This is a genomic window from Paraburkholderia steynii, assembly GCF_900100565.1.
Lineage (GTDB): Bacteria > Pseudomonadota > Gammaproteobacteria > Burkholderiales > Burkholderiaceae > Paraburkholderia > Paraburkholderia terrae.
In genome coordinates, this window is sequence record NZ_FNDI01000036.1 from 49,903 (window position 1) to 74,866 (window position 24,964).

The 24,964-nt window shown below is 61.0% G+C and carries 21 protein-coding genes and 1 pseudogene; 16 read left to right on the plus strand and 6 right to left on the minus strand.

Annotation, left to right across the window (positions count from 1 at the left end):
- Together BLT65_RS39790 and BLT65_RS39795 are read right to left on the minus strand one after the other, a co-directional pair.
- Nucleotides 1-783 (minus strand): (2Fe-2S)-binding protein, encoded by a 783-nt coding sequence (locus BLT65_RS39790; RefSeq protein WP_042310913.1) that lies wholly within the window; start codon nt 781-783, stop codon nt 1-3.
- Nucleotides 784-1,192: 409 nt separating this feature from the next.
- Entirely contained in the window at nt 1,193-2,485 is a 1,293-nt protein-coding gene (locus BLT65_RS39795; RefSeq protein WP_042310749.1) for an aspartate carbamoyltransferase, read from the minus strand.
- 404 nt (nt 2,486-2,889) lie between these two features.
- Here BLT65_RS39795 and dapA point away from each other — a divergent pair, with 404 nt between their 5' ends.
- The 4 genes from dapA to BLT65_RS39815 all read left to right on the plus strand — a co-directional run bounded on the left by dapA (nt 2,890) and on the right by BLT65_RS39815 (nt 6,080).
- The gene (gene dapA, locus BLT65_RS39800; RefSeq protein ID WP_091788984.1) at nt 2,890-3,753 is read left to right on the plus strand and encodes a 4-hydroxy-tetrahydrodipicolinate synthase; all 864 of its coding nucleotides are present in this window, start codon (nt 2,890-2,892) and stop codon (nt 3,751-3,753) included.
- A gap of 324 nt (nt 3,754-4,077) precedes the next feature.
- Nucleotides 4,078-5,208 carry a M23 family metallopeptidase gene (locus BLT65_RS39805; protein WP_091789062.1) on the plus strand — a complete coding sequence of 377 codons (1,131 nt, stop codon included), beginning with the start codon at nt 4,078-4,080 and terminating at the stop codon, nt 5,206-5,208.
- On the plus strand, nt 5,201-5,596 hold the full coding sequence (locus BLT65_RS39810) for a hypothetical protein (RefSeq protein ID WP_091788987.1): 396 nt from the start codon (nt 5,201-5,203) through the stop codon (nt 5,594-5,596). Before BLT65_RS39805 ends, BLT65_RS39810 begins: the two co-directional genes overlap by 8 nt.
- A 37-nt stretch (nt 5,597-5,633) precedes the next feature.
- Nucleotides 5,634-6,080, plus strand: coding sequence for a bactofilin family protein (locus BLT65_RS39815; protein ID WP_042310754.1), 447 nt, complete (start codon nt 5,634-5,636; stop codon nt 6,078-6,080).
- Between the two features lie 21 nt (nt 6,081-6,101).
- Here the strand turns inward: BLT65_RS39815 and BLT65_RS39820 are convergent, their stop codons facing one another.
- From BLT65_RS39820 to BLT65_RS39830, 3 genes and pseudogenes are all read right to left on the minus strand, one after another.
- Nucleotides 6,102-8,171, minus strand: a complete 2,070-nt coding sequence (locus BLT65_RS39820; RefSeq protein WP_091788990.1) for a putative bifunctional diguanylate cyclase/phosphodiesterase — start codon at nt 8,169-8,171, stop codon at nt 6,102-6,104.
- A gap of 243 nt (nt 8,172-8,414) precedes the next feature.
- Nucleotides 8,415-8,595: pseudogene (locus BLT65_RS39825) on the minus strand (rhodanese-like domain-containing protein); the annotation flags it as partial.
- A gap of 22 nt (nt 8,596-8,617) precedes the next feature.
- Complete coding sequence (locus BLT65_RS39830) at nt 8,618-10,120, minus strand: ROK family transcriptional regulator (RefSeq protein ID WP_167306624.1); 1,503 nt, start codon at nt 10,118-10,120, stop codon at nt 8,618-8,620.
- Between the two features lie 396 nt (nt 10,121-10,516).
- Between BLT65_RS39830 and BLT65_RS39835 the strand changes: the two genes are divergently transcribed.
- The 10 genes from BLT65_RS39835 to BLT65_RS39880 all read left to right on the plus strand — a co-directional run bounded on the left by BLT65_RS39835 (nt 10,517) and on the right by BLT65_RS39880 (nt 20,089).
- Entirely contained in the window at nt 10,517-10,942 is a 426-nt protein-coding gene (locus BLT65_RS39835; protein WP_091789065.1) for an RbsD/FucU family protein, read from the plus strand.
- A gap of 41 nt (nt 10,943-10,983) precedes the next feature.
- Nucleotides 10,984-11,766: an inositol monophosphatase family protein gene (locus BLT65_RS39840; protein WP_091789069.1), complete on the plus strand. Its 783-nt coding sequence runs from the start codon at nt 10,984-10,986 to the stop codon at nt 11,764-11,766.
- A gap of 46 nt (nt 11,767-11,812) precedes the next feature.
- A complete protein-coding gene (locus tag BLT65_RS39845) occupies nt 11,813-12,586 on the plus strand; it encodes an SDR family NAD(P)-dependent oxidoreductase (protein WP_091788998.1) in 774 nt (257 codons plus the stop codon).
- A 141-nt stretch (nt 12,587-12,727) separates the two neighbouring features.
- Nucleotides 12,728-13,714, plus strand: coding sequence for an arabinose ABC transporter substrate-binding protein (locus BLT65_RS39850; protein ID WP_425273204.1), 987 nt, complete (start codon nt 12,728-12,730; stop codon nt 13,712-13,714).
- A gap of 72 nt (nt 13,715-13,786) precedes the next feature.
- Nucleotides 13,787-15,283, plus strand: coding sequence for an L-arabinose ABC transporter ATP-binding protein AraG (gene araG / locus BLT65_RS39855; RefSeq protein ID WP_091789004.1), 1,497 nt, complete (start codon nt 13,787-13,789; stop codon nt 15,281-15,283).
- Nucleotides 15,284-15,347: 64 nt separating this feature from the next.
- Nucleotides 15,348-16,307 carry an L-arabinose ABC transporter permease AraH gene (gene araH, locus BLT65_RS39860; protein ID WP_091789071.1) on the plus strand — a complete coding sequence of 320 codons (960 nt, stop codon included), beginning with the start codon at nt 15,348-15,350 and terminating at the stop codon, nt 16,305-16,307.
- A 53-nt stretch (nt 16,308-16,360) separates the two neighbouring features.
- Entirely contained in the window at nt 16,361-17,434 is a 1,074-nt protein-coding gene (locus BLT65_RS39865) for a Gfo/Idh/MocA family protein (protein ID WP_244186971.1), read from the plus strand.
- On the plus strand, nt 17,434-18,267 hold the full coding sequence (locus tag BLT65_RS39870) for a sugar phosphate isomerase/epimerase family protein (RefSeq protein ID WP_091789009.1): 834 nt from the start codon (nt 17,434-17,436) through the stop codon (nt 18,265-18,267). The genes BLT65_RS39865 and BLT65_RS39870 overlap by 1 nt, the downstream gene beginning before the upstream one ends.
- Entirely contained in the window at nt 18,264-19,082 is an 819-nt protein-coding gene (locus BLT65_RS39875; RefSeq protein ID WP_091789012.1) for an alpha/beta fold hydrolase, read from the plus strand. The genes BLT65_RS39870 and BLT65_RS39875 overlap by 4 nt, the downstream gene beginning before the upstream one ends.
- 8 nt (nt 19,083-19,090) lie before the next feature.
- Nucleotides 19,091-20,089: an ROK family protein gene (locus BLT65_RS39880; protein WP_167306625.1), complete on the plus strand. Its 999-nt coding sequence runs from the start codon at nt 19,091-19,093 to the stop codon at nt 20,087-20,089.
- Nucleotides 20,090-20,142: 53 nt separating this feature from the next.
- Here the strand turns inward: BLT65_RS39880 and BLT65_RS39885 are convergent, their stop codons facing one another.
- Complete coding sequence (locus BLT65_RS39885; protein ID WP_091789018.1) at nt 20,143-21,831, minus strand: hypothetical protein; 1,689 nt, start codon at nt 21,829-21,831, stop codon at nt 20,143-20,145.
- Nucleotides 21,832-22,469: 638 nt separating this feature from the next.
- On the opposite strand from BLT65_RS39885, the gene hpnI reads away from it, so the two are divergent.
- Nucleotides 22,470-23,684 (plus strand): bacteriohopanetetrol glucosamine biosynthesis glycosyltransferase HpnI, encoded by a 1,215-nt coding sequence (hpnI, locus tag BLT65_RS39890; protein WP_091789021.1) that lies wholly within the window; start codon nt 22,470-22,472, stop codon nt 23,682-23,684.
- Nucleotides 23,685-23,828: 144 nt separating this feature from the next.
- The gene (locus BLT65_RS39895) at nt 23,829-24,821 is read left to right on the plus strand and encodes a lysylphosphatidylglycerol synthase domain-containing protein (protein ID WP_091789024.1); all 993 of its coding nucleotides are present in this window, start codon (nt 23,829-23,831) and stop codon (nt 24,819-24,821) included.
- Nucleotides 24,822-24,964: the final 143 nt, after the last annotated feature.

The following is a 24,964-nucleotide window of genomic DNA, read 5'->3' on the forward strand; positions in this document are numbered from 1 at the left end:
TTACGCGACGTCGCTCGTCTTGATGACGAACGTCGAGTAGGTGTAGTCGGTGCCGCTGCCGACCGTGCCGCGATGCGCGGACTGCACGGCCGCGACGATATTCACGTACGCGCCGCAGCGGCAGATGTTGCCGCTCATGCGCTCGCGGATTTCTTCATCCGTCAGTTGCGGCGGACGGCGGCGGACATCCGCTGTGACCGTGCTGGCCGTGCCGGCGTCGAATTCCGTGAGCAAAGCCGTCGCCGAACAGATTTGCCCCGGCGTACAGTAGCCGCACTGGAACGCGTCCTGTTCGATGAACGCGCGTTGCACCGGGTTCAGCGTGCCGTTGCTCGCGAGTCCCTCGACCGTTGTGATCGTTTCGCCTTCATGCATCACGGCCAGCGTGAGACATGAGTTGATGCGGCGTCCGTTGGCGAGCACCGTGCAGGCACCGCATTGCCCGCGGTCGCAGCCTTTCTTCGTGCCCGTGAGGCCGGCGTATTCGCGTAGCGCGTCGAGCAGCGTCACGCGCGGCTCGAGTTGCAACGTGTAGTCGCGTCCGTTGATGTTGAGCTTCACTGCGCGCGGCGGCACCGTTGTGCGTGCAACGGGCTGTGCCGCGGGCGGCGTTTGTGTCTGCGCGTGCGTGTAGGGAGCAGTGGTAACTGCGGCCGCTGCGGCGGCAGATTGAAGGAAGCGGCGGCGTGAAGTGCTGGATGGCGAGACGTCATGCTCGTCCTGGCGGGTCGTGTGCGCATCGTGTTGTGGGCACGAACCCTGACAGTCGTTGTGGTGGGACATGATGTTCTGCTTGCTCCGTGGAAGTTCGATGCAAGCTTGCGCCGCATCGAACCCGAAGCGGGCGCCCGGTGCATGACAAGCCTTGTCAATGAGCAATTTCGATGCCGCCGGTGCAGAACATCACAGACGACCGCACACGCGGCGAACTGCCTTCTCAAACGACTTCACGCCGCACTCGGCGCGGCGCAATGCAAAGATTGCGGCGTGTTCGTGCAGCGTTGAAAACAAGTGTTGATCGTGGCACATCCGGCGTGGCGCAGCCGTGACGGATAGATGGCGCGAAGATGGCGGGAGGATGGCGGCGGTGCCATGCGCCGAGCGACTTCAGGCGCGCTGCAAAAACAAAAACGCGCGTCGAACCTCAACGCGCGTTTTGCATGAACCAGCAGTGACTCAGCCTGTGAGCCGATCAATCGATGCCATGAAACACCGCATCGTCCGGTCCGAGGTACGCGGGCGGACGCCACGCGGCATCGCGCATCGAATGTTGAACCAGCTTCTCGACGCCGAGCAGCACCGCGAAGATCGCCATCCGCACGGGAATCCCGTTGTCCGTCTGGCGGAAGATCGCGAGGCGCGAATCGTGGTTCAGATCGGTGCTCAGATCGTTCGCGCCGGGGCGGCTGTCGCGCGGCAGCGGGTGCATGATCAGTGTGTCCTGGCCGCACACGGTATCGACGAGCGCCTGATTGATCTGGAAGTCGGGCGTATAGCCTTCGAACGACTCATCGGCGAAGCGCTCCTTCTGGATGCGCGTCGCATAGACGACGTCCGCGCCGCGCAGGCCGTTGGTGAGATCGTGCGTCTGCTCGACCACGTGACCGTTGCGCGAGATCTGATCGACGATATACGCGGGCATTTCCAGCGTGGGCGGCGAAATCAGCGTGAACTTGATGCCGCGATACAGCGCAAGCAGCTTGACGAGCGAATGCACGGTGCGCCCGTACTTCAGGTCGCCGACCATCGCGATATGGGCGCCGTCGACGATCTTGCCGAGACGCGAGAACTCGCGCTGGATCGTGTACAGGTCGAGCAGCGCCTGGCTCGGGTGCTCGCCGGGTCCGTCGCCGCCGTTGATCACGGGAATGTTGGTGGCGCGCGCGAATTCGGCCACGGAGCCCTGATCCGGATGGCGGATCACGAGGGCATCGACGTAGCCGGACATCACGCGGCTCGTGTCGTAGATCGATTCGCCCTTGGCCATCGACGAAAACGTGAAGCCCGTCGTGTCGCAGACCGAGCCGCCCAGGCGGCAAAACGCCGCGCCGAAGCTGACGCGGGTACGCGTGCTGGCCTCGAAGAACAGGTTGCCGAGCACCGCGCCTTCGAGCACGCGCGAGATTTTCCGGCGGCGCGCGATGGGCTGCATGATGTCGGCGACGCGGAACAACGCTTCGACGGCGTCGCGCGAGAACTGATCGACGGACAGCAGCTGCGGCTTGCCTTCGAACAGCATCTGGCTGGCCAGCGACTGCGAATCTACGCTCTGCGTATGCTTTTCGGCGGGTGCGCCGTTGACGACGATTTCCGATACGAAGCGCTCGACGATTTCCGGCATTGCGCGCGATTCCTGCGAATCGTCGGGCAGCAGCCACGTGTCGAGCGCGCGCTTCGACACGCCGATACGCGTCGCGAAGCCGTCACGGGTGAGATTCAGACGCCGCATCGCGTCACGGAGAAATGCTTGTTGCGGGACGGTCATGGGCTGCCTCTCTTTTCGTCAGGAGATCGGGTGGATATACGCTGTGCGTATATTAATTCGCTGGACGAGGAAGTCAAGGAATTTCGTGCATCCATTCGTCCGGGCGGCTGATTTCGCCCGTGCTGGCGAAACGCTCGCGGCGGCAAGCGCAGTTTTGCGGTTACACTGCCGGACATGGAAAACGGCTCATTGCTTCGTGATCGTGTGGAAACGGGTACGCCTCTGCGTGCCGTGCTCACACGCGCCGCTTCCAAAGCCAAAAAACAGTTGCTCATCTGACCGGAGCTGCTGTTCCGTCAGATGTGCGACGGAACAGCCTCGATCAACGGTCCTCGAAACTCCCGCTTCCGATCCTGCTTCCTCGCCACTGAACGGTTCCCGTACGGTCGCGTTTGAGGAAAGTCATGTTCAATTTTTCGGGTATCTGGATTCCCCTTGTCACGCCGTTTTCCGCAAACGGTGCCGTCGATCACGATGCGTTGCGCTGCCTGATCAGGCTCTACGCCGACGCAGGCGTCGCGGGCGTGGTCGCGCTCGGCACGACGGGCGAGCCGTCTTCGCTCGAGCCCGGCGAGCAGGAAGCCGTGCTCGCGACCACGCTCGACGCGGCGGGCGGCGCGCTGCCGGTGATCGTCGGCGTGTCGGGCAACAACGCGCGCGCCGTGCGGGAGCGCGTGTTGCGTCTGAACGCGTTGCCGCTCGCGGGCGTGCTGATTTCGGCGCCGTACTATGTGCGGCCGTCGCAAGCGGGCATCGCCGCGCACTTCACGATGCTCGCCGACGCAAGCGAGCATCCCGTCGTGATGTACGACATTCCCGCGCGCACCGGCGTGCGCATCGAGCTGGCGACATTGCTCTCACTCGCCGCGCACCCGCGCATTCAGGCGATCAAGGACTGCGCGGGCTCGCTCGATACCACGCACGCGCTGATTCTCGACGGCCGGCTGCAAGTGCTCGCCGGCGACGACATCCGCATCTTCGACACGCTCTGCATGGGCGGCAGCGGCGCGATCGCGGCGTCGGCGCATGTGTGGCCGGAGCGTTTCGTCGCGCTCGATCGCGCGTTGAAGGCGGGGCGTCTTGACGAAGGGCGGGCGCTTTTCCATTCGCTTGTGCTGTTGATCGGCGCACTGACGGCCGAGTCGAACCCCGCGCCTGTGAAGGCGGCGCTCGCCGTGCAAGGCCTGATGGAAGGCGACTTGCGCGCGCCGATGACGCAAGCGAGCGAAATGTTGCGCGAGCGTTTGCAGCAACTGCTTGGAGTCTGACGTTTGCTCGACGGTTTGCGATCTCCGTCTGCGTCGACCGCGCGCAGTCTCTCGCGGTCTGGTGCGACGGCGAGAGCGCACTGAACCTCATGCGGACATGCGACGAATCCGATGTCGTCCAATTTGAGATGCGGGCCCGGCGGATGGCGTGATAATTCGCGCCACCGATTTTCCCCATCAACGAGATCGATTCGTCATCCTGCGTATGCTGGTTCACCGCAACACCGCGCAGTCCGCCGCGCTTACAACGACACTTGCCGCATCTTCGTCTCTCGCATGCATGCCCCGGCGCATCGTCACGATCAGGGCGCAGGGCGGCTGCTGATGTCGCTGATCTGGGGCACCAGCAAGAGTCTGACGAACGGCTCGGTGCGCTTCGTCACGCGGCACACCGCGCTGACCATCGCCGCGCTCGTCGCCTGCGGCAGTTCTGCGCTGGCGTTGACGGCGGGCATCGTGATCGGCCGCGATCATCCGAAGCGCGACGCGGCCGCGCAAGCCAGCGACAACCGCGTCGCGCGCGACTACACCATCACTGAACTCGGCAAGCTGAATGCGGCAATCGAGCAGATGGAGCCGCGCCTGACGCAGCTCGCCTCGCAGGTCGCGACGCTGCACGATTTCGAAACGCGTCTGAAGACGATCAAGACCTTGCCGCGCCCGGTGTTCGCGCCGCCCGTGCTGTCGGCGAGCGACGTGCTCGGCGACGACGCGGGCGACGACGTGACTGACGGCGCGCAGCAGAAGAGGGACAAGGCGAGGCCGACGGCGAAGGGTGGCGCACGCGCCGCTGCGAAGCGCGATGCGAGCGACCATGAAAGTCCGTCGACGGGGAAGCCCGCCGAACAGCCAATCGACAAAGCCAGCGAAACCGCAGCGGAAAACGGCGAAGGCGGCCCGTCGCTGCCGCCGCGCCGTTGCGACGAACTGACCGGCCACCCGGCGCGCGACGCGCTTGCGATTCACGAACAGATCGCCTGCCTCGTCACGACGCTGTCGGCGCTCGAACAGGAAGCGACGCTGCACGTCGCGAATTGGGAGTCGTTCCCGGGCCGCATGCCCGTCGACGGCGCGCGTTTCGGCTCGCCGTTCGGCAATCGCGTCGATCCTTTCACGCATCACCTTAGCTTTCATCCGGGCGTGGATCTCGTCGCGCTGCCAGGCACGTCGATTCTCGCCGCAGCGGGCGGCCGCGTGATTCACGCGGGACCGCAGGGCGGCTACGGCAATGCCGTCGAGATCGACCACGGCAACGGCCTGATCACGCGCTATGGGCATGCGTCGAAGATCGTCGTGCAGGAGGGCGATCTCGTGCTGCCGCGCCAGCATATTGCCGATGTCGGCTCCACGGGCCGCTCGACGGGGCCGCATCTGCACTTCGAAGTGCTCGTCAACGGCGCGCCCGTCGATCCAACCGACTATCTCGCACTTTTCATGGGGCCGTCTCATGGCTGATTTACTTCGCCCGGGCAGGCGGCGCGGGCGTGTCCGCGGCCATGTCCGCGGCAATGTCGTTACGCAGCGCACGTATGCATTGCAGCCCGTGCGTTCGCTCGCGGTGCGCATCGGCGTGTGGGCGCTCGTTTGCATCGCGTGCATGGCGGCGGGCGCGGCGGCGATGCATGGCTACGCGCGGCCCGATGTTTCAGCGGGCCCGTCGTGCGTTGCGCCCGCAGCGCACGACGAGTTGCAAGACGCGCTCGCACGCGCGCAGCTCGCGCTGAAGCAGGAAGCGGCGTCGCGCGCGAGCGTGCAGAAATCCGCCGAAGCGCTCACCGTCGAAGTGCGCCGGCTCCAGGCGCAAGTGCTGTTTCTGCAGGGCCAAAGCCGTTCATGCCGCTGAGGCGCGGCGCGTTTTCAACTTCATCCCGGTATCGATTATGTTCAGCAAGAAGAAGTCACCCGGCGTCTCCCAGAACAAACTGGCGACCCTCATTGCACACGACGTGACCATCACAGGCGACATCGAATTCAGCGACGGCCTGCGCATGGATGGCCACATAAAAGGCAACGTCGCGGGTAAGACGGGGTGCGAGACGCTGCTGGTGCTGAGCAATCGCGGCTCGATCACCGGCAACGTGTACGGCTACGACGTGATCATCAACGGCAGGATCACGGGCGACGTGATCGCCGATCACTTCGTCGAGTTGCAGGAGAACGCGCACATCACGGGCAACATCTACTACCAGCAGTTGCGGATGGATGTGGGCGCGTCGGTGGATGGCAAGCTGACGCGGCGCGATGTGACGCCTGCGCCCGCGAGCCCGCATATCGAGCCCGCGACGTTCCCGCTGCAAAAGGCCGATGTGTCGACGGTAGATCAGTGAGGGCCTGGACGGCGGCTCACCTCACGTCGTCGGCATGCGCTCCTGGAGCAACTCGCTGAATGCGTCGGCCGTGAGCGGCTTGCCGAGCAGGAAGCCCTGCATTTCATCGCATTGCAGGTTTTTGAGCTTGTCGAGCTGCGATGTCGTTTCGACGCCTTCCGCCACCACGTCCATTTCCAGCGAATGCGCGAGCGCGATGATCGCCTGCACGATCGCGCTGCCTTCGTGGCCGTCGGCATCGAGTCCGCTCGTGAAGAAGCGGTCGATTTTCAACTGCTTCACGCGAAAGCGCTGCAGATAGGCGAGGCTCGAATAGCCGGTGCCGAAGTCGTCGATTGAAATTTCGAAGCCGCTGTTCTGGAACTCGCGGATCATTTCAGTCGTCTTGGCGGCGTCCTGCATCGCGACCGTTTCGGTGATCTCGAACATGATCTGGCTGCAAACCACGCCTTCCGAGTGGACGATCTCCAGCATCTTCGTGACCAGATCCGGCTGCCCCATCTGGCGCGGAGACAGGTTGATCGCGATTTTCATCGACGGCAGGCCGGCGCTTTCCCAGCGGCGAATCTGGCGGCACGTCTCGCGCACGACCCAATAGCCGATCTCCACGATCTGCCCGGAGCGCTCGGCGATCGGGATGAAATCCATCGGCGCGAGCACGCCGATTTCCGGGTGATTCAGGCGGATCAAGGCTTCCGCGCCCGCCACGTCGCCGCTGTCGCCGCGGAACTTCGGCTGAAAGTGCAGCGAGAAGTAACCCTTGCCGAGCGCCTCATGCAGCGCGCTCTGGATCTTCAGCGTGCGCATCGCCGCTTCGTTCATGTGCGCTTCGAAGAAGCGATACGTGCTGCGGCCGCCACGCTTTGCTTCGTACATTGCGGCGTCGGCGTGCTTCAGCAGCTCGTCGACGGAATGGCCGTCCTGCGGATACAGTGAAATGCCGATGCTGGGCATGATCTGCAGCATCTGGCTTTGCGTGCTGATGCCTTCGCGCATCCGTTCGAGCACGGCCTCGGCCATCCGCTCGGCGTCGCGAGGCGCGCCGAGGTTTTCGGCCAGCACGACGAACTCGTCGCCACCGAGCCGCGCGACGGTATCGACGTTGCGCACGCATTGCCGCAGATGGTGTGCGAACGATTTCAACACTTCGTCGCCGAATGCGTGGCCGAGCGAATCGTTGATCGTCTTGAAGCCGTCGAGGTCCATGAAGAGGATCGCGAAGCCGCGGCTGCTCAGCTTCGACGCCTGGATCGCGCGCTCGATGCGCTCGTTCAACGTGCGGCGGTTCGGCAGATCGGTCAGCGTGTCGTAGGTGGCAAGTCGCACGATCTGGTTGTTCAGCGACGAAACCGAACCGGCGAGGAAAGTTGTGTGTGCATCGAAGCGCGACAGGATCAGCGTGACGATCAGAATCACGAACGTGAACAGGATGATCGTCGTCGCGAGCCACTGCGCGTTGACGCCGCGCGCGGCGCCGCACACCGAGCCAGGCAGGAAGTCGGCGGCGGCCATGCCCGTGTAGTGCATGCCCGTGATCGCGACGCCCATCACGCAGGCTGCGCCGATGCGCTTGATCAGCACGCGATACTGTCTCGAATCGCGCAGCGTGTGCGCGATCCACAGCGCAGCCATCGACGCCGCGATCGCAATCGCGACGGACGCGGCGAACAGACCCGGACGATAGTGGATGCCCGGCTGCATCTGCATTGCAGCCATGCCGGTGTAATGCATGCCCGCGATGCCGAAGCCCATCAGCAGGCCGCCCGTGACGAGACGTCTGACGGAGAGCGTCGGGCGCGCTACCTGGACGAGCGCGAAGTACGACACGATCATCGCGATGATCAGCGAGTAGCTGGTGATCGCGAAGTCGTAGCCGAGTGGGATGGGCAGCGAGAAGGCCAGCATCCCGATGAAGTGCATCGACCAGATGCCCGTGCCCATTGCTGCCGCGCCGCCCGCGAGCCAAAGATGGCGCAGGCGGGCGGATGCCATAGTCGAAATACGTCCGGCCAGGTCGAGCGCCGTGTATGAAGCCAGTGTTGCGACGGCGAGCGACACGACAACCAGACCCAGATGGTAAGTGCTCTGCATGTCAGTTCCGTCGCAAGAGGAAGTTCCCTCGACTGGTTTACGGCAGAATGTCTAAAACATTGAGCTCTTTTTTAAAAGTTTTATTCGAAGATTTAGCGAAGCATTTTGAAAGCCCTTTAGCGGCTTTTGAAGCTTTTTAAAGGCATGAAATTGCCTGCGCAAAATGACGGGTAAAATATTCCGATAAAGATCAGGGTTCCTGTTCCATTTCTGACCAGGCGCTTGCTGCCTGCGTTTCCAGCGCGAAGCCTTCGTCGAGCCATTGCAATGCGAGCCCGTCGCAACAGGTCACGAATAGGGTATCGGCTGGATATTCGCGCAATTTAGACCAGGTGATTTTCCGATGCGGCAGATTGAGTACGCCGGGAATATGACCGCGGGCGAAAAGCTCGGGGCTGCGCACGTCGGGCAGTACGAAGTCGGGCTCCGGGAAAAGTCCGTTCCGCTCAGTCGTGGTGGAGGCGAGGCAAGGAAAAAAGTTGATTCCGCACGATCGATGCCGCCCCGATCGCTGCGCCGTCCGCACCGAGTCGCGTTATATAAATGGGCGGCGCGTTGAAACCGTGCAGAAGATTGGCAGCCAGCAATTTTTTAACTTTCGGTTCCACACGGGGAAACAGGGCGCTCAATGGACCACCTAGAACAATTTTTTCAGGGTCCAGTAGATAGACAAGATTGAGAATACCCGTCGTGAGCACGTTCGCCCACTCGTCGAACGTCTTCTCGAGATCGGGTGCATGAGCTTTCGCGCCGATGCTCGCGAGCCATTGCAAACCGTCGGCGAGCGTGCGGTCCTTGGGGAGAAAGGGGCGAAAGCGTTCATAGCCCGCGAGCAGCTCGAATGTCTGTGTTCCGATGGCGGCCGGCGTCGCTCCCATCACCATGTGTCCCAGTTCGCCAGCGTATCCGTGCGCGCCTTCGAGTATCTGACCTCGCTGGACGATTGCGCCGCCCAGACCCTCGGTGAGCAGGATTAGCAGCATGTCTTGCGCATCCTGCTCGCGTGCGATGGTCCGTTCGGCATTCGCAAAGGCGACTGCGTCGTTGCAGATCGTGACGGGCCACGGCATGTCTTTGTGGGCCGCCAGCATGTGTTTCAAAGGAACGTCGCGCCAACGCAGAAAGGGAGCGACGACAACGCGGCCACTGTGGTCAACGAGCCCGGGCACGGAGACGCAGACGCCGTGAATCCGGGTTGAGTCAATGACTGTCTCTTTCAAAAGGCGTCCCGGCAGGCTCGCGATCTGCTCGACCACGCGATCAACGTCATCTGCGTGGGGTTCGACGGATTCGCTGATCCGATGCACGATTCGCATCCCCAGATCGACCAGTACAGCGGTCAAGGTAAGGCTGGAGATATCGATTCCAATCGCGTATGCCCCTTGAGGATTCAGGCGCACCCCTGAACCTGGCCGGCCCGGCCGGCCGCCCTCGGAACGGTCGGACGTCTCGACGACGAGTCCGGAGTCGATCAGTTCCTTGACGGCATGCCCAATCGTGGCGCGCGTCAAGCCCAGTTCGCGCGACAGGTCCGCCCGACTTAGCGTTGCGCCACGCCTGAGCTGCCGCAGACATCTTGCCGTGTTGATGTGACGCAGCAGCATGGGGGTCGTCGTGGTGGTTTCCTGCGCCGTGCCCCCGGAAGCTATCGCGTGCTCGTGCAGAGGCAACGGGCTGTCCGTTGACGCGTCGGGAGGGGGCGCCGGATGCATTGGCCGGTTATCGAGTTCCTGTTCCCGTGCGGCCTTTCGAAACCTGTACAGGTAGCTTTTCAACGTCGCCGTCGTGATGGCGAGCCCGTTTTCGTTCAGCGCCTGCACGATGTCGGCAATGCGCGCGCCGGCAGTGAGACGCTGCTCGATTTCGGGCAGGACGCTGCGTAGCCTGGCTGCCTTCGTGCTGGCTTCGATTTCGTCAATGGCGGAGCGAAGCGATCTGGGTGGCTTCATCGGCGGGTTCCTGTGATTTTTCTGCATTCTAGATGCATTCCATATGATGTTCAAATGCATCCTATAATCAAAATTAAGCGTGTAAACCCCGGTTTATCTCAATTTTAGTTTGTTTAAACTACAAACAAACGGAATGCAACGACGCTTCTGTCGGAGAGGAGGATTGAGATGGGGCGCAGCATTGCCATCGCGCATTTTGTCCAACGCAAACGAAACGAGGCCAACGTTCGCTGGCCATCGGAAGCACGCATAGCGAGGGCTGCCGTCCCCGCGGCGCGGATCGGGGGCAATGCGCTCGGCATCGCGCATGGTCGTCGCGATATGGAGAGGCCCGCAATCACGCCTTCGACTGCAAACGACGCTTTCCGTCCAACCCAACCTTTGACTGGTGAAACTATGCTCAAGAATATCGACCCGCTTCTCGGCCCGGAACTGCTTTCGGTGCTGCGCGCAATGGGCCATGGCGAGGACATTGCCATCGTCGATCGCAACTACCCGGCGTTGAGCGCCGGTCCGCAACTCATCCGGCAGGACGCAGCCGACGGTCCGCGCGTGATGGACGCGATTCTCTCCGTGTTACCGCTGGACAAGGGCGCACAGACGGTCACGCGCATGGAGGTGCGCGACAAGCCGGCGGAAATCCTGCCGGTAATGAGCGACTTCATTTCAGTTGCGAAGGTACACGCGCCGCATCTCGAAGTCGATTCGTTGCCGCCGGCCGAGTTCAAGGCGCGCGCATCGAAGGCTGTGGCCATCGTTGTGACTGGCGAAACGCGCGTGTACGGGAATATGCTGCTGCGTAAAGGCACCTTGCCTGTGTGAGTGTGAATGCGAAACAGCATGCCTGTTCAATGGAGGACTTGATGACTGACGTGTTGATGAATCTGCGATTTTCGGTTGCGTGTGCGATCGCCAGAGAGGCGGGGCAATTGATACGCACGCGTTTCCTCGCTCGCGACGACGCATTGAACTTCAAGTTCAAAGGCCCTCAGGACTATCTGACCGAAACGGACGGAGAAGTCGAGAGACTGATCGCCGCGCGACTCGCGGCATCGTTTCCGGATGACGCCTTCTTCGGGGAAGAGAACGGTGGCGAAGTGGGCGATAGCGTCTGGATCGTCGATCCGATCGACGGGACGGCCGATTTCGCGCGCGGCGTGCCGTATTTCTGTGTGTCGATTGCGTTTGTCCTTCGCGGCAAGACGGAAATTGGCGTGCTGTACGACCCCATGTCCGACGAGTTGTTCGCGGCGCGCAGAGGGCATGGTGCCACGGTGAATGGACGACCCATCAAGGTCAGCACGATCACGGATATCCGGCAGTCGGTTGTCGAACTTGGCTGGTCGTCGCGCGTCCCGTTCGAACGATCCGCAAAGGTGCTCGAGAAGTTGCATGCGCTTGGTGCAGGCGTGAAGCGACGCGGATCAGGCGCGCTCGGAATCGCTTATGTGGCGATGGGGCGGCAGGATGCCTATTGTGAATTGCACATCAACTCATGGGACGCGGCGGCCGCTGTACTGCTCGTCGAAGAAGCGGGCGGATGGGTCAACGATTTCCTGACGCAGGCATGTCTCACGCAGGGCAATCAGGTGATCGTATGCACCCCGGCGCTGCGCGGCTGGCTGGAAAACGTGCTGAATGTGTAGTCGACGCGGAAATGAATCCCGCTGCTTGATCAAGGTAGAGAGAACTATGTCTGATAGTCCAGCCAACCCCTTTGCATTGAATGGGGAAATAGCGCTCGTTACGGGAGCGACACGAGGAATCGGCTATGCGTGCGCCAGGGCGCTCGCCGAAGCAGGCGCCGCTGTCGCGCTCGGCTGTCGCGACGTGCGGGCCGGCGCGGAACTCGCGAACGCGTTGCGCGACGGTGGCATCAATGCGATCGCGGTACACATGGACATGCTGTCGCTTGAATCGATTGAACAGGCGGTCGCGCAGGTGGAGACCGAACTCGGTCCATTGTCCGTTCTGGTCAATAACGCGGGTCACAGCCGGCCGGCGCCCGCCATGCAAGTCAAGGCCGACGACTACGACGCGATGTTCGACCTGAACGTCAAAGGCGCATTCTTTGCGTCCCAGGCTGCTGCACGCACGATGGCGGCGCGCGAGCGCGGATCGATCATCAATATCGCTTCGCAGGCGGGCCTTGTTGCTCTCGATGGCGAGTCGATCTACTGCATGACGAAAGCCGCGATGATACACATGACACAGTGCCTCGCCGTCGAATGGGCACCGCATCACATTCGTGTGAATGCGGTCGCGCCGACATTCATCCGCACTGACAGCACCAAAGGCTGGCTCGAGAACGAAGCATCGCTCAATTCTTTGCTGGCGCGAATTCCGCTGCGCCAGATTGGCGAACCGGAGAACGTGGCGGAGCCGGTGGTGTTTCTCGCATCGAATGCGGCTGCGCTGATTACGGGTGCAACGCTGAAGATCGACGGAGGCTGGACGGCTGTGTGACACAGGATGCGCAGACGCCGTCAAGGCGGCGTCTGCGTGAAAGAGGATGCGCGATGGCCGCGACGCGCAGACGGATCAACACACGCGGTCAAGACGCAGATCATACAGGGCTGGAAGGAGACAACCATGAACATCGCGAAGCTGACGTGCCTGATTCCACTAAGTTTAGGATTACTACTTGGTTCCATTCAATCCCGTGCGGATGAGCCGGTCAAGATCGGCTTTCTGGTAAAGCAACCCGAAGAACCCTGGTTTCAGGACGAATGGAAGTTCGCCGAAATGGCTGCGCGCGAGAAGGGCTTCACGCTGGTCAAGATCGCGGCGCCATCGGGCGAAAAGGTAATGAGCGCAATCGACAACCTCGCGGCCCAAAAGGCGCAAGGGTTCGTCATCTGCACGCCCGACGTGAAGCTGGGGCCAGGCATCGTCGCGAAGGCGAAAGCAGATGGACTCAAGATGATGACGGTTGACGACCGTCTGGTCGACGGGGCGGGCAAGCCGATTGCGTCGGTGCCTTACATGGGCATCTCGGCGTCGGAAATCGGCAGGCAGGCCGGCGAGAGCATTGCGTCGGAAGTGAAGCGGCGCGGGTGGGCCATGAAGGATGTGGGCGCCATCGACGTGAGCTACGACCAGCTCCCGACTTCGCACGATCGCACGGCTGCAGCAGCGGACGCACTGGTTGCCGCGGGACTGCCTCGCGCGAACGTCATCAACGCGCCGATGAATCATCCCGACACCGAAAATGGCTTCAATGCCGCGAACATCGCGCTCACCAAGAATCCGCAGTTCAAGCATTGGGTTGCGTTCGGCCTGAATGACGAGTCCGTGCTCGGCGCCGTGCGGGCCGCCGAGGGACGCGGCATCAGGGCGGAGAACATGGTCGGTGTCGGCGTGGGCGGATCGGAGTCCGCGCTCAACGAATTCAAGAAGCCGCTGCCGACGGGATTCTTCGGCACGGTGATCATCAGCCCGAAGCGGCACGGCGCGGAGACCTCCACGCTTGTCTACGAGTGGATCAAGACGGGCAAAGAGCCGCCGTTGCTCACCCTGACGACGGGCATGCTCGCGACCCGCGACGATGTGAATCAGGTACGGGAAAAAATGGGCCTCGTCGTGAGCAAATGAATCTGGCGGTGACAGCCAGTGTGCTGCACCGCTTGTCGGTACTTACATCGATTCATACCTGCTGGAGGCAACGTGTCGTTCCTGCGCTTTGAAAATGTGTCGAAGGTCTTTCCCGGCGTGCGCGCTCTCTCCGGTGTGTCGTTCGAGGTTCGCGCGGGCGAAGTTCACGGCCTGATGGGAGAGAACGGCGCAGGAAAGTCGACGCTGTTGAAAATACTCGGCGGCGAATATCAGCCGGACGCCGGGAGGATGCTGATCGATGGAAAGGAAGTGCGATTCCCGAACGCGGCCGCATCGATCGAGGGAGGCGTCGCCGTCATACACCAGGAGCTTCAATATGTCCCCGATCTCAGCGTCGCGGAGAACCTTTTGCTAGGGCGGTTGCCAGTTACGGGCGGGTGGTTCAGCAAGTCACGCGTGGTTTCGGTTGCACGAGAGCGCCTCGCCGCAATGGGCGTCGATCTCGATCCCGCGATCAATCTGCGCAAGCTGTCCATTGCGCAGCGTCAGATGGTCGAAATCTGCAAGGCGTTGATGCGCAATGCACAAGTCATCGCGCTCGACGAACCGACAAGCTCGCTCTCACACACGGAAGCCGAAGTGCTTTTTAGGCTCGTCAGGCAATTGCGGCAGGAACAGCGCGCATTGATTTATATCTCCCACCGGATGAACGAAATCTACGAACTGTGCGATGCATGCACCGTATTTCGCGACGGAAAGATGATCGCATCCCACGCCGGGCTCAAGGATCTGCCGCGTCCGACGCTTGTCAGAGAGATGGTGGGGCGCGACATCGCCGACATCTATCACTACAGGAAGCGACCTGTCGGCGAGGTGAGGCTGTCGGTCAGGGCCGTGATGGGCAAACCGCTCGCGGCGCCTGCGACGTTCGAAGTCCGCAAAGGCGAGATCGTCGGCTTCTTCGGGCTGGTTGGTGCGGGACGCAGCGAACTGATGCATCTGGTGTATGGCGCGCGGAAGAAGGAACTGGGTGAGATCAGCCTCGACGGTCGTGCTCTTCGCGTCGACGGTCCGCGTTCGGCAATCCGCCACGGGATTGTGCTGTGCCCGGAAGACCGCAAGGAAGATGGCATCGTCGCGATGGCGAGCGTGTCGGACAACATCAACATCAGTTGTCGCCGGCATTCGTCGCGTGGCGGGGTATTTCTGAATCGCAAGCGGGAAGCACAGGTAGCCGATGGATTCATCCGGCAGCTACAGATCAAGACTCCGAGCCGCCGCCAGAAGATCCGGTTTCTGTCGGGCGGTAATCAGCAAAAGGCGATTCTCGCGCGCTGGCTTGCCGAGCCCGACGTGCGGGTGGTGATTCTCGACGAGCCGACACGTGGCATCGATATCGGCGCGAAGCACGAGATCTACAACGTCATCTACGAACTCGCCGAACGGGGCTGCGCGATTGTGGTGGTGTCTTCTGAACTGCCGGAAGTACTCGGCATTGCCGACCGCGTCGTCGTGATGCGCGAAGGGCGTATTGCGGGCGAACTCGATCGCGAGAGAGCAACGGAACAGAGCGTCCTTTCTCTTGCGCTGCCTGACATCCCACATTGATAAGGAGACAGATGTGCAAACGGACGATCAACTGGCAGTAGCCCGTACACCGGGCGCGCGTGAGATGTCGACGGATGTGTTTCCCTTTAGATGGCGCGAATCATTTGCCGAATACAGTCTTGTCCTGATCTTCATCGCGATGTTCGCGGCGATGTCATTCAGCGTCGACCATTTCTTTTCGCTCGACAACATGCTGGGACTCGCGCTGTCCATTTCACAGATCGGCATGGTGGCTTGCACGATGATGTTCTGCCTGGCGGCGCGCGACTTCGATCTGTCAGTGGGCTCCACCGTGGCCTTTTCAGGCGTGCTGTGCGCGATGGTGCTGAACGCCACCGGCAGCGCGGTGATCGCGGTCACCGCGGCTGTTGCAGCAGGTTGCGCGATTGGCTTCGCCAACGGCGCGGTGATTGCGTACCTGCGCATCAATCCGCTGATCACCACGCTCGCGACAATGGAAATCGTTCGTGGGCTGGCATTCATCGTGTCCCATGGACAGGCGGTCGGTGTGTCCTCCGAGGGCTTCATCGCATTCGGCAGCCTGACCCTGTTCGGCGTGTCACTGCCCATCTGGGTCACGCTGGTGTGCTTCGTCGTATTCGGCGTGATGCTCAACAACACCGTCTATGGCCGCAACACGCTGGCGATCGGCGGAAATCCCGAAGCGTCCCGGCTTGCCGGCATCAACGTGGACCTCGTGCGAGTGACTATCTTTCTCGTGCAAGGCGCTGTGACGGCTCTGGCGGGCGTGATTCTCGCGTCGCGTATCACGTCGGGGCAGCCCAATGCGGGCGAAGGATTCGAACTCAACGTGATCTCGGCATGTGTACTCGGCGGCGTTTCGCTGCTCGGAGGACGCGCGTCGATCTCAGGCGTCGTGGTCGGCGTGCTCATCATGGGAACGGTCGAGAACGTCATGAACCTGCTGAATATCGACGCCTTCTATCAGTACCTCGTGCGCGGCGCGATTCTGCTTGCCGCGGTACTGCTCGACCAGTTGAAGAATCGGGGCGAGCGCAACTAGCGCGTTGTGCATGCGCTCCCAACGGCCTTATTGCGAAATCGATGGAGAAATCAGTGAAGAAAGACGAAAGGCAATTGCGTATCGGCATTCTCGGTTGTGGGCCGATCTCCCAGTTTGCGCATTTCGAGTCCGTACAGAAGGCGCATAACGCGAACCTCTTTGCAGTGTGCGATGTCGACGAAGGTCTGGCCAGACATTTCGGCCAGTTCTACGACGCGCAAAAAATCTACCTCGACTATGACGAGATGCTCGCGGACCCCGACGTCGAGGCTGTCGTCATCGGAACGTCGGATGCCTTTCATGTGCCCGCTTCGCTCAAGGCTCTCGCGGCGGGCAAGCATGTTCTGTGCGAGAAACCCATCGGCGTTTCGGTCGAAGAGGTCGAGCAGCTTGCGCTTGAAGTGCGGCGTTCGGGCAAGGTTCTGCAAATAGGTCACATGCTGCGCTTCGATCCCGGCATCGAATCTGCAAAGGCATTCGTGCGGGATGAAATGGGCGAGATGCTTGCGCTCAAGGCATGGTATTGCGATTCGACGCATCGCTACACCAACACGGACGCAATTCAGCCGAAGCCTCGTCAAGGCACGCGCGTGCTGCGTCCGCAAGGCGACCCGAAGGCCGACAGGCAACGGTATTTCATGCTGGCGCACGGCAGCCATCTCGTTGATCTCGCGCGATACCTCGGCGGCCCGATTCGCTCGGTCGATGCGCGGCTAAGAGAGAAGTTCGGTGCGTATTGCTGGTTCGTGGACGTCGATTTCGAAAACGGCACATTGGGACACCTCGATCTGACTATCGCGGTGCGAATGGACTGGCACGAAGGATTTCAGGTCTACGGCGAACACGGCAGCGTGACGGCGAGGATCTATAACCCCTGGTATTACAAGTCGAGTGACGTGGAGGTTTTCCACGAGCGTAATGCCACCACAACCCGTGTGCTGGGCGCTGATGGACATTTCTATCGTCGCCAGGTCGAGGGATTTACGGATAGCGTGCTAAAGGGCGTCGCCATGCGAGGCGCTGACGTCGACGATGGTGTCGCTTCGATCCGCGCCATGGTCGCGATCGCACAGTCGGTGCGTAGCGGACGACCCATCGAGCTTGCCCAGGTCGGAGGCGCGCTGTGATGACGCCAGGCGTATTTGCCCGCACCTATGCTGCGAAGTATCCAGGCGATCTGTTCGCGCGGATTCGCGCTGACGGGTTCTCCGCCGTTCAGTTCAACCTGTCCTGTGCAGGGCTTGCCGCGCTGCCCGAAACGTTTCCGCCCGGCATTGGCAAAAGTATTGCGAAAGCCGCCAGAGAGGCGGGCCTTGCGCTGTGTGCGCTATCCGGCACCTACAACATGGCGCATCCTGACATGGCACAGCGAAAGCGTGACAGGCGCGGGTTCGAAAATGTGATGCGCGTCGCGCACGACATGGACGTTTCGCTGGTGACCCTGTGTACAGGTTCGCGCGATACCTCGAACATGTGGCGCGCGCATCCGGACAATGGTTCGGGCGAGGCATGGAGCGCGCTACGTGGTGAGCTTGATTTCGCGCTTTCGCTGGCCGAGGAATTCAATCTCGTCCTCGGTATCGAACCGGAGCCGGGCAATGTCATTGCAGACGCGAGGCTCGCCCGCAAGATACTCGATGAAGCGGGCTCGAAGCGTCTCGGCATTGTGCTCGATGCGGCAAATCTCCTTCCACCCGAGGCGCAGCCCCGACAAGCCGAGATCGTCGCGGAGGCGGCAGAACTTCTCGGTGGCAGCCTGTTTCTCGTGCATGCCAAGGACATCGATCGTCATGGTGTCGTCGTGCCCGCCGGCAAGGGCGCTGTCGATCTCCCGGCATTTGTTGCGCGGATGAAATCGGCCGGTTACGACGGGCCGCTGGTTGGACACAATTTCGAAGAGTCCGATGCGCCTGGCGTCGCGGCGTATCTCACGTCGATCATCCGGAGCCAGGCGTCATGAGTGATGGCTACTTTGAGACGCCGGATGGATGCCGGCTCGCTTTCGTGGATGAAGGCGAGGGCATGCCGGTATTGTGGCAGCACGGACTGGGCGCGGATCGCAAGCAACCGGCTGAAGTGTTCCCTGCGATCGACGGCATTCGTCGCATCACGCTCGAATGCCGCGGTCACGGGCTCTCCGCGCTGTGGGACCCGACGGCATTATCGATCGCGCAGTTTGCCGACGATGCGCTGTTTCTTCTGGATCATCTAGGTATCGAACATGCCGTCGTCGGAGGCATCTCGCTCGGTGCGGCCATCGCATTGCGCATCGCTGCAATGCATCCCGAGCGCGCATCTGCATTGATCGTTGCCCGTCCGGCGTGGGTCGACAGGGACGGTCCTGCGCAACTCCAGATCTATCGCGATGTGGCGGGACTGCTTGCGGCGCACGGAGCCGACGAGGGAGCGGCGCGTCTTGAAGCATGCGCGCGGTTGCGAGAAGTCGAAGCGGTATCGCCCGATAACGCCGCATCGATGCGCGGATTTTTCCGGCGACCGAATCCGCAATCCACCATTGCGCTGCTCAGCCGTATCCCTGCACAGGGTCCGGGCCTCCAGCGGGGAGATTTTTGCAAACTCAGTCTGCCGACACTCGTCATCGCCAACCGCCAGGACTACGTTCACCCTGTTGAAACGGCAGAAGCGCTGGCCGAACTGATTTCGGGCTCGACGCTCACGGTCATCACCTCGAAAACAGAGAGCCGCAGCGGCTACGTTGCCGACTTTGAACGGGCGCTGCGCGAATTCCTGACACCCATGCGGAATCAGTCATGACACGATCAATGGAAAATCTGCAGACGCCTGTTGGTGAGGTTGGTGAGCCCATTCTGGTGATCGATGTTGGCGGGACAAACATCAAATTCGGTTATTCCTGCAACAGTCAGCCGCTGGATTTCCGCAAGCTCTTTTCGACGGATGCACTCAGAGCCGGCGACCCCATTCGGGCACTCGCGCTGATGGTCGAGGATGTCGTCGCGGAAACTGCCATCGCGCCGCGGACGATTGTCATAGCTATACCGGGCTTCATCGACACGGACGGTGATCGTGTTCTGCACGCCGCAAACATCAGAAGCCTCGACGGTCGGCGGCTTGGGGACGAACTTGGGCGACGGGCGGGTTGCACGGTCCTGCTCGAGCGCGATGCGGTATTGGCGCTGACGGGAGAAACGCGTGCCGGGGTCGTCCAGGACGCCGATCATGTACTCGGAGTTTTCTTCGGTACGGGAGTTGGTGCAGCCTTCATGACCGACGGCAAACCATTCCGTGGCAGCGGATGGGCACTCGAGATCGGTCTGATGCCGTTTCTGGCGGAAGGCCCGGTTCCCGAGGGCATGCGACCGGACTGCCTCGAGGCCCATGCATCTGGGCGAGCCTTGCAAGCCATCGCCGCGCGCCATGGCGTACCTATCGACAGCATCTTCCTTGCATCCGCGTACAGCGCTTCGTTAGCGGACGACCTTTCGCGCTTCATCCGTCATCAGGCGATGGCGGTTGGTATGGCTGCAGCCATGGTGTCGCCTGCCACCATCCTGCTCGGCGGCGGAGTCATGGATATGAATGGATATCCGAGAGAAACCCTGATCGGGCTTATCGAAGGGCATTTGCCGTTGTCAGAGACGAGACGTCCGTTGGATTTACGCTGGTCCCGACACGGATGGACTGCCGTCCTGCATGGCGCGCCCGCCGTCCTGACTGAACATCGAGGCCGGGGAAGTCCTCAGTCGCGCGTCATCCGGACCGCAGGTAGGCAGCCTTCTCCGGAATCCAACCAAAATCAGTAAAGGCGTTACAGCAAAGTCTATTTGGGCGCTCGCACGCAAGCGCCCAATGTTGCTTACTGGTGGAACGGGCGTCCGGAATCCGATCCCGGTGCAAACGAAACACCTCGCAGTACTTCAGCAAACCCCGCGGTGCGCAGCGTCACGAACTTCTCGTGCGTGGCTCCCGATGACTTGGCGTTCTTTACGACATCGCGGATCGCCACGAGCCGGTTCGGATCGGCACCCACATCACCATTGCCGCTGACGGTCGACGTGATCGCCCAGATCGTCGCCGTGCCATCATCGTCGACGTGCCCGGTCAGGTTGCGCAAACCATCTGTCGCGGGAGCCCACGGAAGCCCGGTTGCGCTGTTGGATCCCGTCGGATAACCCTTGATGGTGTATTGCGAGCCCAATTCGAGACCTGTCTGTAACGTGTAGGCGAGCGTCCACGTTCTCGTGCCCGCGTTGTAGATCCACTTTTGCAGTCCAGCCGTCGGTTGCGCGGCGGCATGGGTGTAGAGGTCGGTGCCGCCTGTGTAACCGTCGCCCTCGTCGGCAACATACAAGGTATTTGCGTCAGCAAACCACAGTCCGAAAGGATACGAGAGCGTGGTAGCCGACTTGTTAGGTGTCGACGGGAAGCCGGCGAGTACACACATGTTGTTCGGCAAACCGCTGGTTTGCAGCGTCGCTGCGTTATAGGGAACGGCTGCCGTGGGCAACGTGGCTTTCGGGGAGGGGACGCCGACACCGTTCGGACATGCGGTGCCCGTCGTGTCGACGAAGTAGACCGTATTCACACCGTTGCTGCCGCTGCCCTTGGTGAAGTACAACACGTTATTGAAAATGGTCATGCCGCGAAAATTGTCATCTTTGCCGATCTTGTCCGCCTTTGCGCCGAGTTCCGTGACCGAGAAACTCGCGAGTGGAGTTGGCGTGCCGGGCGTTTGCTGAGCCTCAGACTGGTTGGATGCACTGATGAATTGCGTACCGGCGCCCAGTATCACGCCGTCGGGTTGCGGGTTCGCTCCGTTACCGGCATTGCCTGCCGTATAGAAAATGTCGTGCCCGTTTCTGTTGTTCAGAATCGCGGCCCGGCCGTTGTTGCCACTATATGCGTTGGTTTCGGTGAAACTGAAATGGCCTTCGCTGTCCACGCGGGCGACGGCACGATAAAAGCTCTGCCCAACGGGATTCGTTGTATCGACCACGCCGGGTGTATTGGAATTCGATACATCGATCGTATTGACGGGTGCCACGTAACCCATGAAAGTCAGGTATTTGCCGTCCGTCGACAGATGCAGCGCAAGTTCCGACTTCGAACTGAAGCTCGTGACCAGCTGGTCGCGGGAGAAGCCTTTCTGCAAACTGTTCGGCACTTCCAGCGTGCTCACCAGCGCACCACCCGGCGAGATCTGGTCGAGAAAGATTCGCGACGTAATGCCGAAGCTTGCGTCGTATCCATCGTTATTCCAGACGTACGGATAGGTGCCGTCGGACGGCGCACCTGTCGACGCACTACAGCCGCCTTGCGTACTCGCGCAATTGGGCGGAAGAATCGTGCCTGCCTGAACATTGCTCGAAAGGTTGTCGTATACGCTGCGGCTGATCACGAGCAGTCCGGGATGGAAATGACTGTCGCTGTCCTGGTCGGAAGGTTGCGCCTGCGCGATCGTACCGGCAAGCATAAAGCCGAGAAGTGGTAAGCGTCCGATTGCCAACAGGCGGGGAACCGTGGGGCGAAGCGTTGTTGTTTGCATGAATGTCTCCGTTTGGATTCTGGGAAGTGCAACGTGCGCACCTGCGATAGAACCGCATCACCGTACTGACAATTCATGAACTATTGATTGCGATAGACTTTCTCCAAGCTAGCAGTGGGGTCAGAAGTAAGTCGAAAGGATTTTTCCTCATTTTTTCTCGTCCTTAAGGTTTCCTTCAGAATTGCTTTGACGCGCTGACCCGCCGGTTGCGTACGGTCATGCTTTCAATGACGCGCCCATAGAGCGGGCGCTGGACTGAAATCGTACGGCTCATTTGAAAGGCGACGATCTGCTTTTGGAGGCCTTTCAGTTTCACTCTGATTGCCTGCGAGAAAGGCCCCCGTCTACACGCGGCGTAAACATCGGAAATATTATGGAGGCCGGCCTTAACGTTCCCTTCAGATAAGCCCGTTAGTATCCCCGTCAAGGCGCACGAAGCGAGTTCTCGCGTTCATCTCCGATCTCTCATCACGGCGGCAGCAACCCATTTCTGAATGTCACCGAGATGAACGGCGCGTGTCCAAGGTGTGTCGTCTCCGGTGTCAAGGTGACGCCGCAATTGGTTACCCGGCGTGCCGCGCGGGTTAGCAACTGCCGCGATCGACCCATCCATTGATTTTCTACACTGGACACCGCCAATGGTGACGAGTGCCTTGTTTTCGACCGCAACCTTGCTGCATGTCGGAGTTGCGTTACATGCGCTCGCATATTTTTGTGGTGCCTGTGCGGCATTCGGAATCGCCTATACCGTCGCGGCCATCGTGCTGATGGGTTCTTTTTTTGCGCGACGTTCCATCGAGGCTCCCAGCTATCCCCCTGTCACGGTGATCAAGCCCCTGCGCGGTATGGAAACAGCGCTGCTATCTAACCTTGTGAGCTTTTGCGAACAGTGCTATCCGGGGGCCGTGCAATACCTCTTCGGAGTTCACGATCATGACGATCCCGCACTAGAGGTCATCGAGAAACTTCGGCGTCTTCACCCGGACGCACATATCTCCGTGGTCGCCGATAGCAAGTTGCACGGCTCAAACCGGAAAGTGAGCAATCTGCTCAACATGCTTCCTTCAGCGGTTCATGATTTCTTCGTTTTTGCAGACAGTGACGTCTCGGTGGGACGAGATTACCTTCGCAGAATAATGGACGAACTGCAGGCGGAAAGCGTGGGTCTTGTGACATGCGCATACGTTGGCGTACCCGATCCAGGCTTTTGGCCGAGGCTTTCAGCGAGAGCCGTCGATTATCAGTTCTTGCCCGGCGTCGCGATGGGTCTCGCGCTTGGTCTTGCCAAGCCATGTTTCGGGCAGACAATCGCGATACGCCGTGAAACACTGGATGCGATCGGCGGCCTTCGTCAATTTTCCAATTTCCTTGCAGAGGATCACGCCATTGGGGCCGCAGTACGCGCGACAGGAAAAAAGGTGGTTATCCCGGGATTCGTGATCGGACATGCCTGCACGGAATCCACGGCTTCTCGTCTTTTCGAACATGAGTTGCGCTGGAGCAGGACCATACGGGGGATCAATCCCCTCGGCCATTTCGGTTCGGCGCTGAGTTACCCCGTCGCACTGTCAGTATTCGCGCTATTGCTCTCGGGGGCGTCGATATGGTCAATCTGGTTGCTTGTCACGGCCTTGTGCGCGAGAGTGTTATTGCAGATCCGCATCGATACCATGCTGAGGCGGCCGGTTCGCGATTTTTGGCTCTTGCCATTGTGGGATTTCATTGCTTTCGCCATACTTTGCGCAAGCTTTCTGTCGTCAAGAGTTGTATGGCGAGGCATAAGTTTCGATGTTGACCGCCGTGGATTGTTGAAAAACACACCGGCCAATGAATCTCGTCATTCATCTCGATGATCGGGTGTATCAGCAGACTCACAGCGTTTGCGGAAATGAGCGGGATGCTGTCACTTTCCACGAGAAATGAACCGGCAGTGAGCTTTACGGCAGATATGCGAAGCCGCAGTGACGCGGGGCGCATGAAACAGAGAGCACCCGCAGATGAAACACCTTGGAAGTATTGCCGCCTTGTGCGGTCTCGCGTTCGCCCTGTGGCTCGTGTGGCGCGATCATCCTGCCGCCGTGCTGCAACTGCTGAGAGGCGCGGGCATGGGTCTCGTGCTGGCGGCCTTGCTGCATATCCTGCCGATGTGCGCGAATGCATGGGATTGGCGCACCCTGATCCGCGTCCGTGAGCGGCCGTCATTCTCGGCAATGCTCAGGCTCGTGTGGATCCGCGAGTCGGTTAATGGTCTTTTGCCCGTTGCACGGATCGGCGGAGAAATCGTTTCGTTCCGGCTGCTCGTGCGCGCGGCTATGCGCCCGGCAACCGCGGCGGCAAGCCTCGTCGTCGACATGCAGCTCACGCTGGTCAGCCAGCTCCTCTTTGCTTTGGTCGCCGCAGGCTATGTGCTCGAGCATTCGTCTTCCGATATGGCGCGCTTCGCGGGCCGCCTCGCCTGGGGCATTGCGGCGCTCGCCCCGGTGCTGGTGCTGTTCGCGCTCGTTCATCATGCGCGGCCGTTCGAGCGTGCGGCACGAACCCTCAACCGGATCACGAGCGGCAAGGTGGTCGACCTGGTGGGCACGTCCGCACGCATCGATCAGTCCATCAAACTGATCTGGCGGCAGACTGGCATTGTCGTCCGCTATCTGCTCATCTGGCAGACGCTGCAATGCGCGGGGTATGCGCTGGAGATCTGGTTCGCGCTGCACGTGCTCGGGGTGCAGGCGACCTTCGCGCAGGCGTTCGTGATCGAGGCACTGATTCAGCTTGTCAGCAGCGCTGCTTTCCTGGTACCGGGCGGCCTCGGCGTGCAGGAGGGCGGCTTCGTGCTGATCGGCGGGCTGCTCGGATTCGACGCGCCGACGTGCCTCGCACTCGCAGGAGCGCGGCGCGTACGCGATCTGCTGTTCTATCTGCCGGGCCTGCTTGCATGGCAGGTGGCCGAATATGCGTTGCCGTCGACACGCCGTGTTGAAGGCGCGGATTGAGGAAGGAGGCTATGTTTGAGCCGGTCGAAGCGGCGAACGCACGAATCCGCGTAAGGCTCGAATCGATGCGCGCATATAACCGGCTCCGTTCACGATAGGGTCAAGAGATGCCCGGGTGCCTCGCGCGAATATTTCTGGAGGCA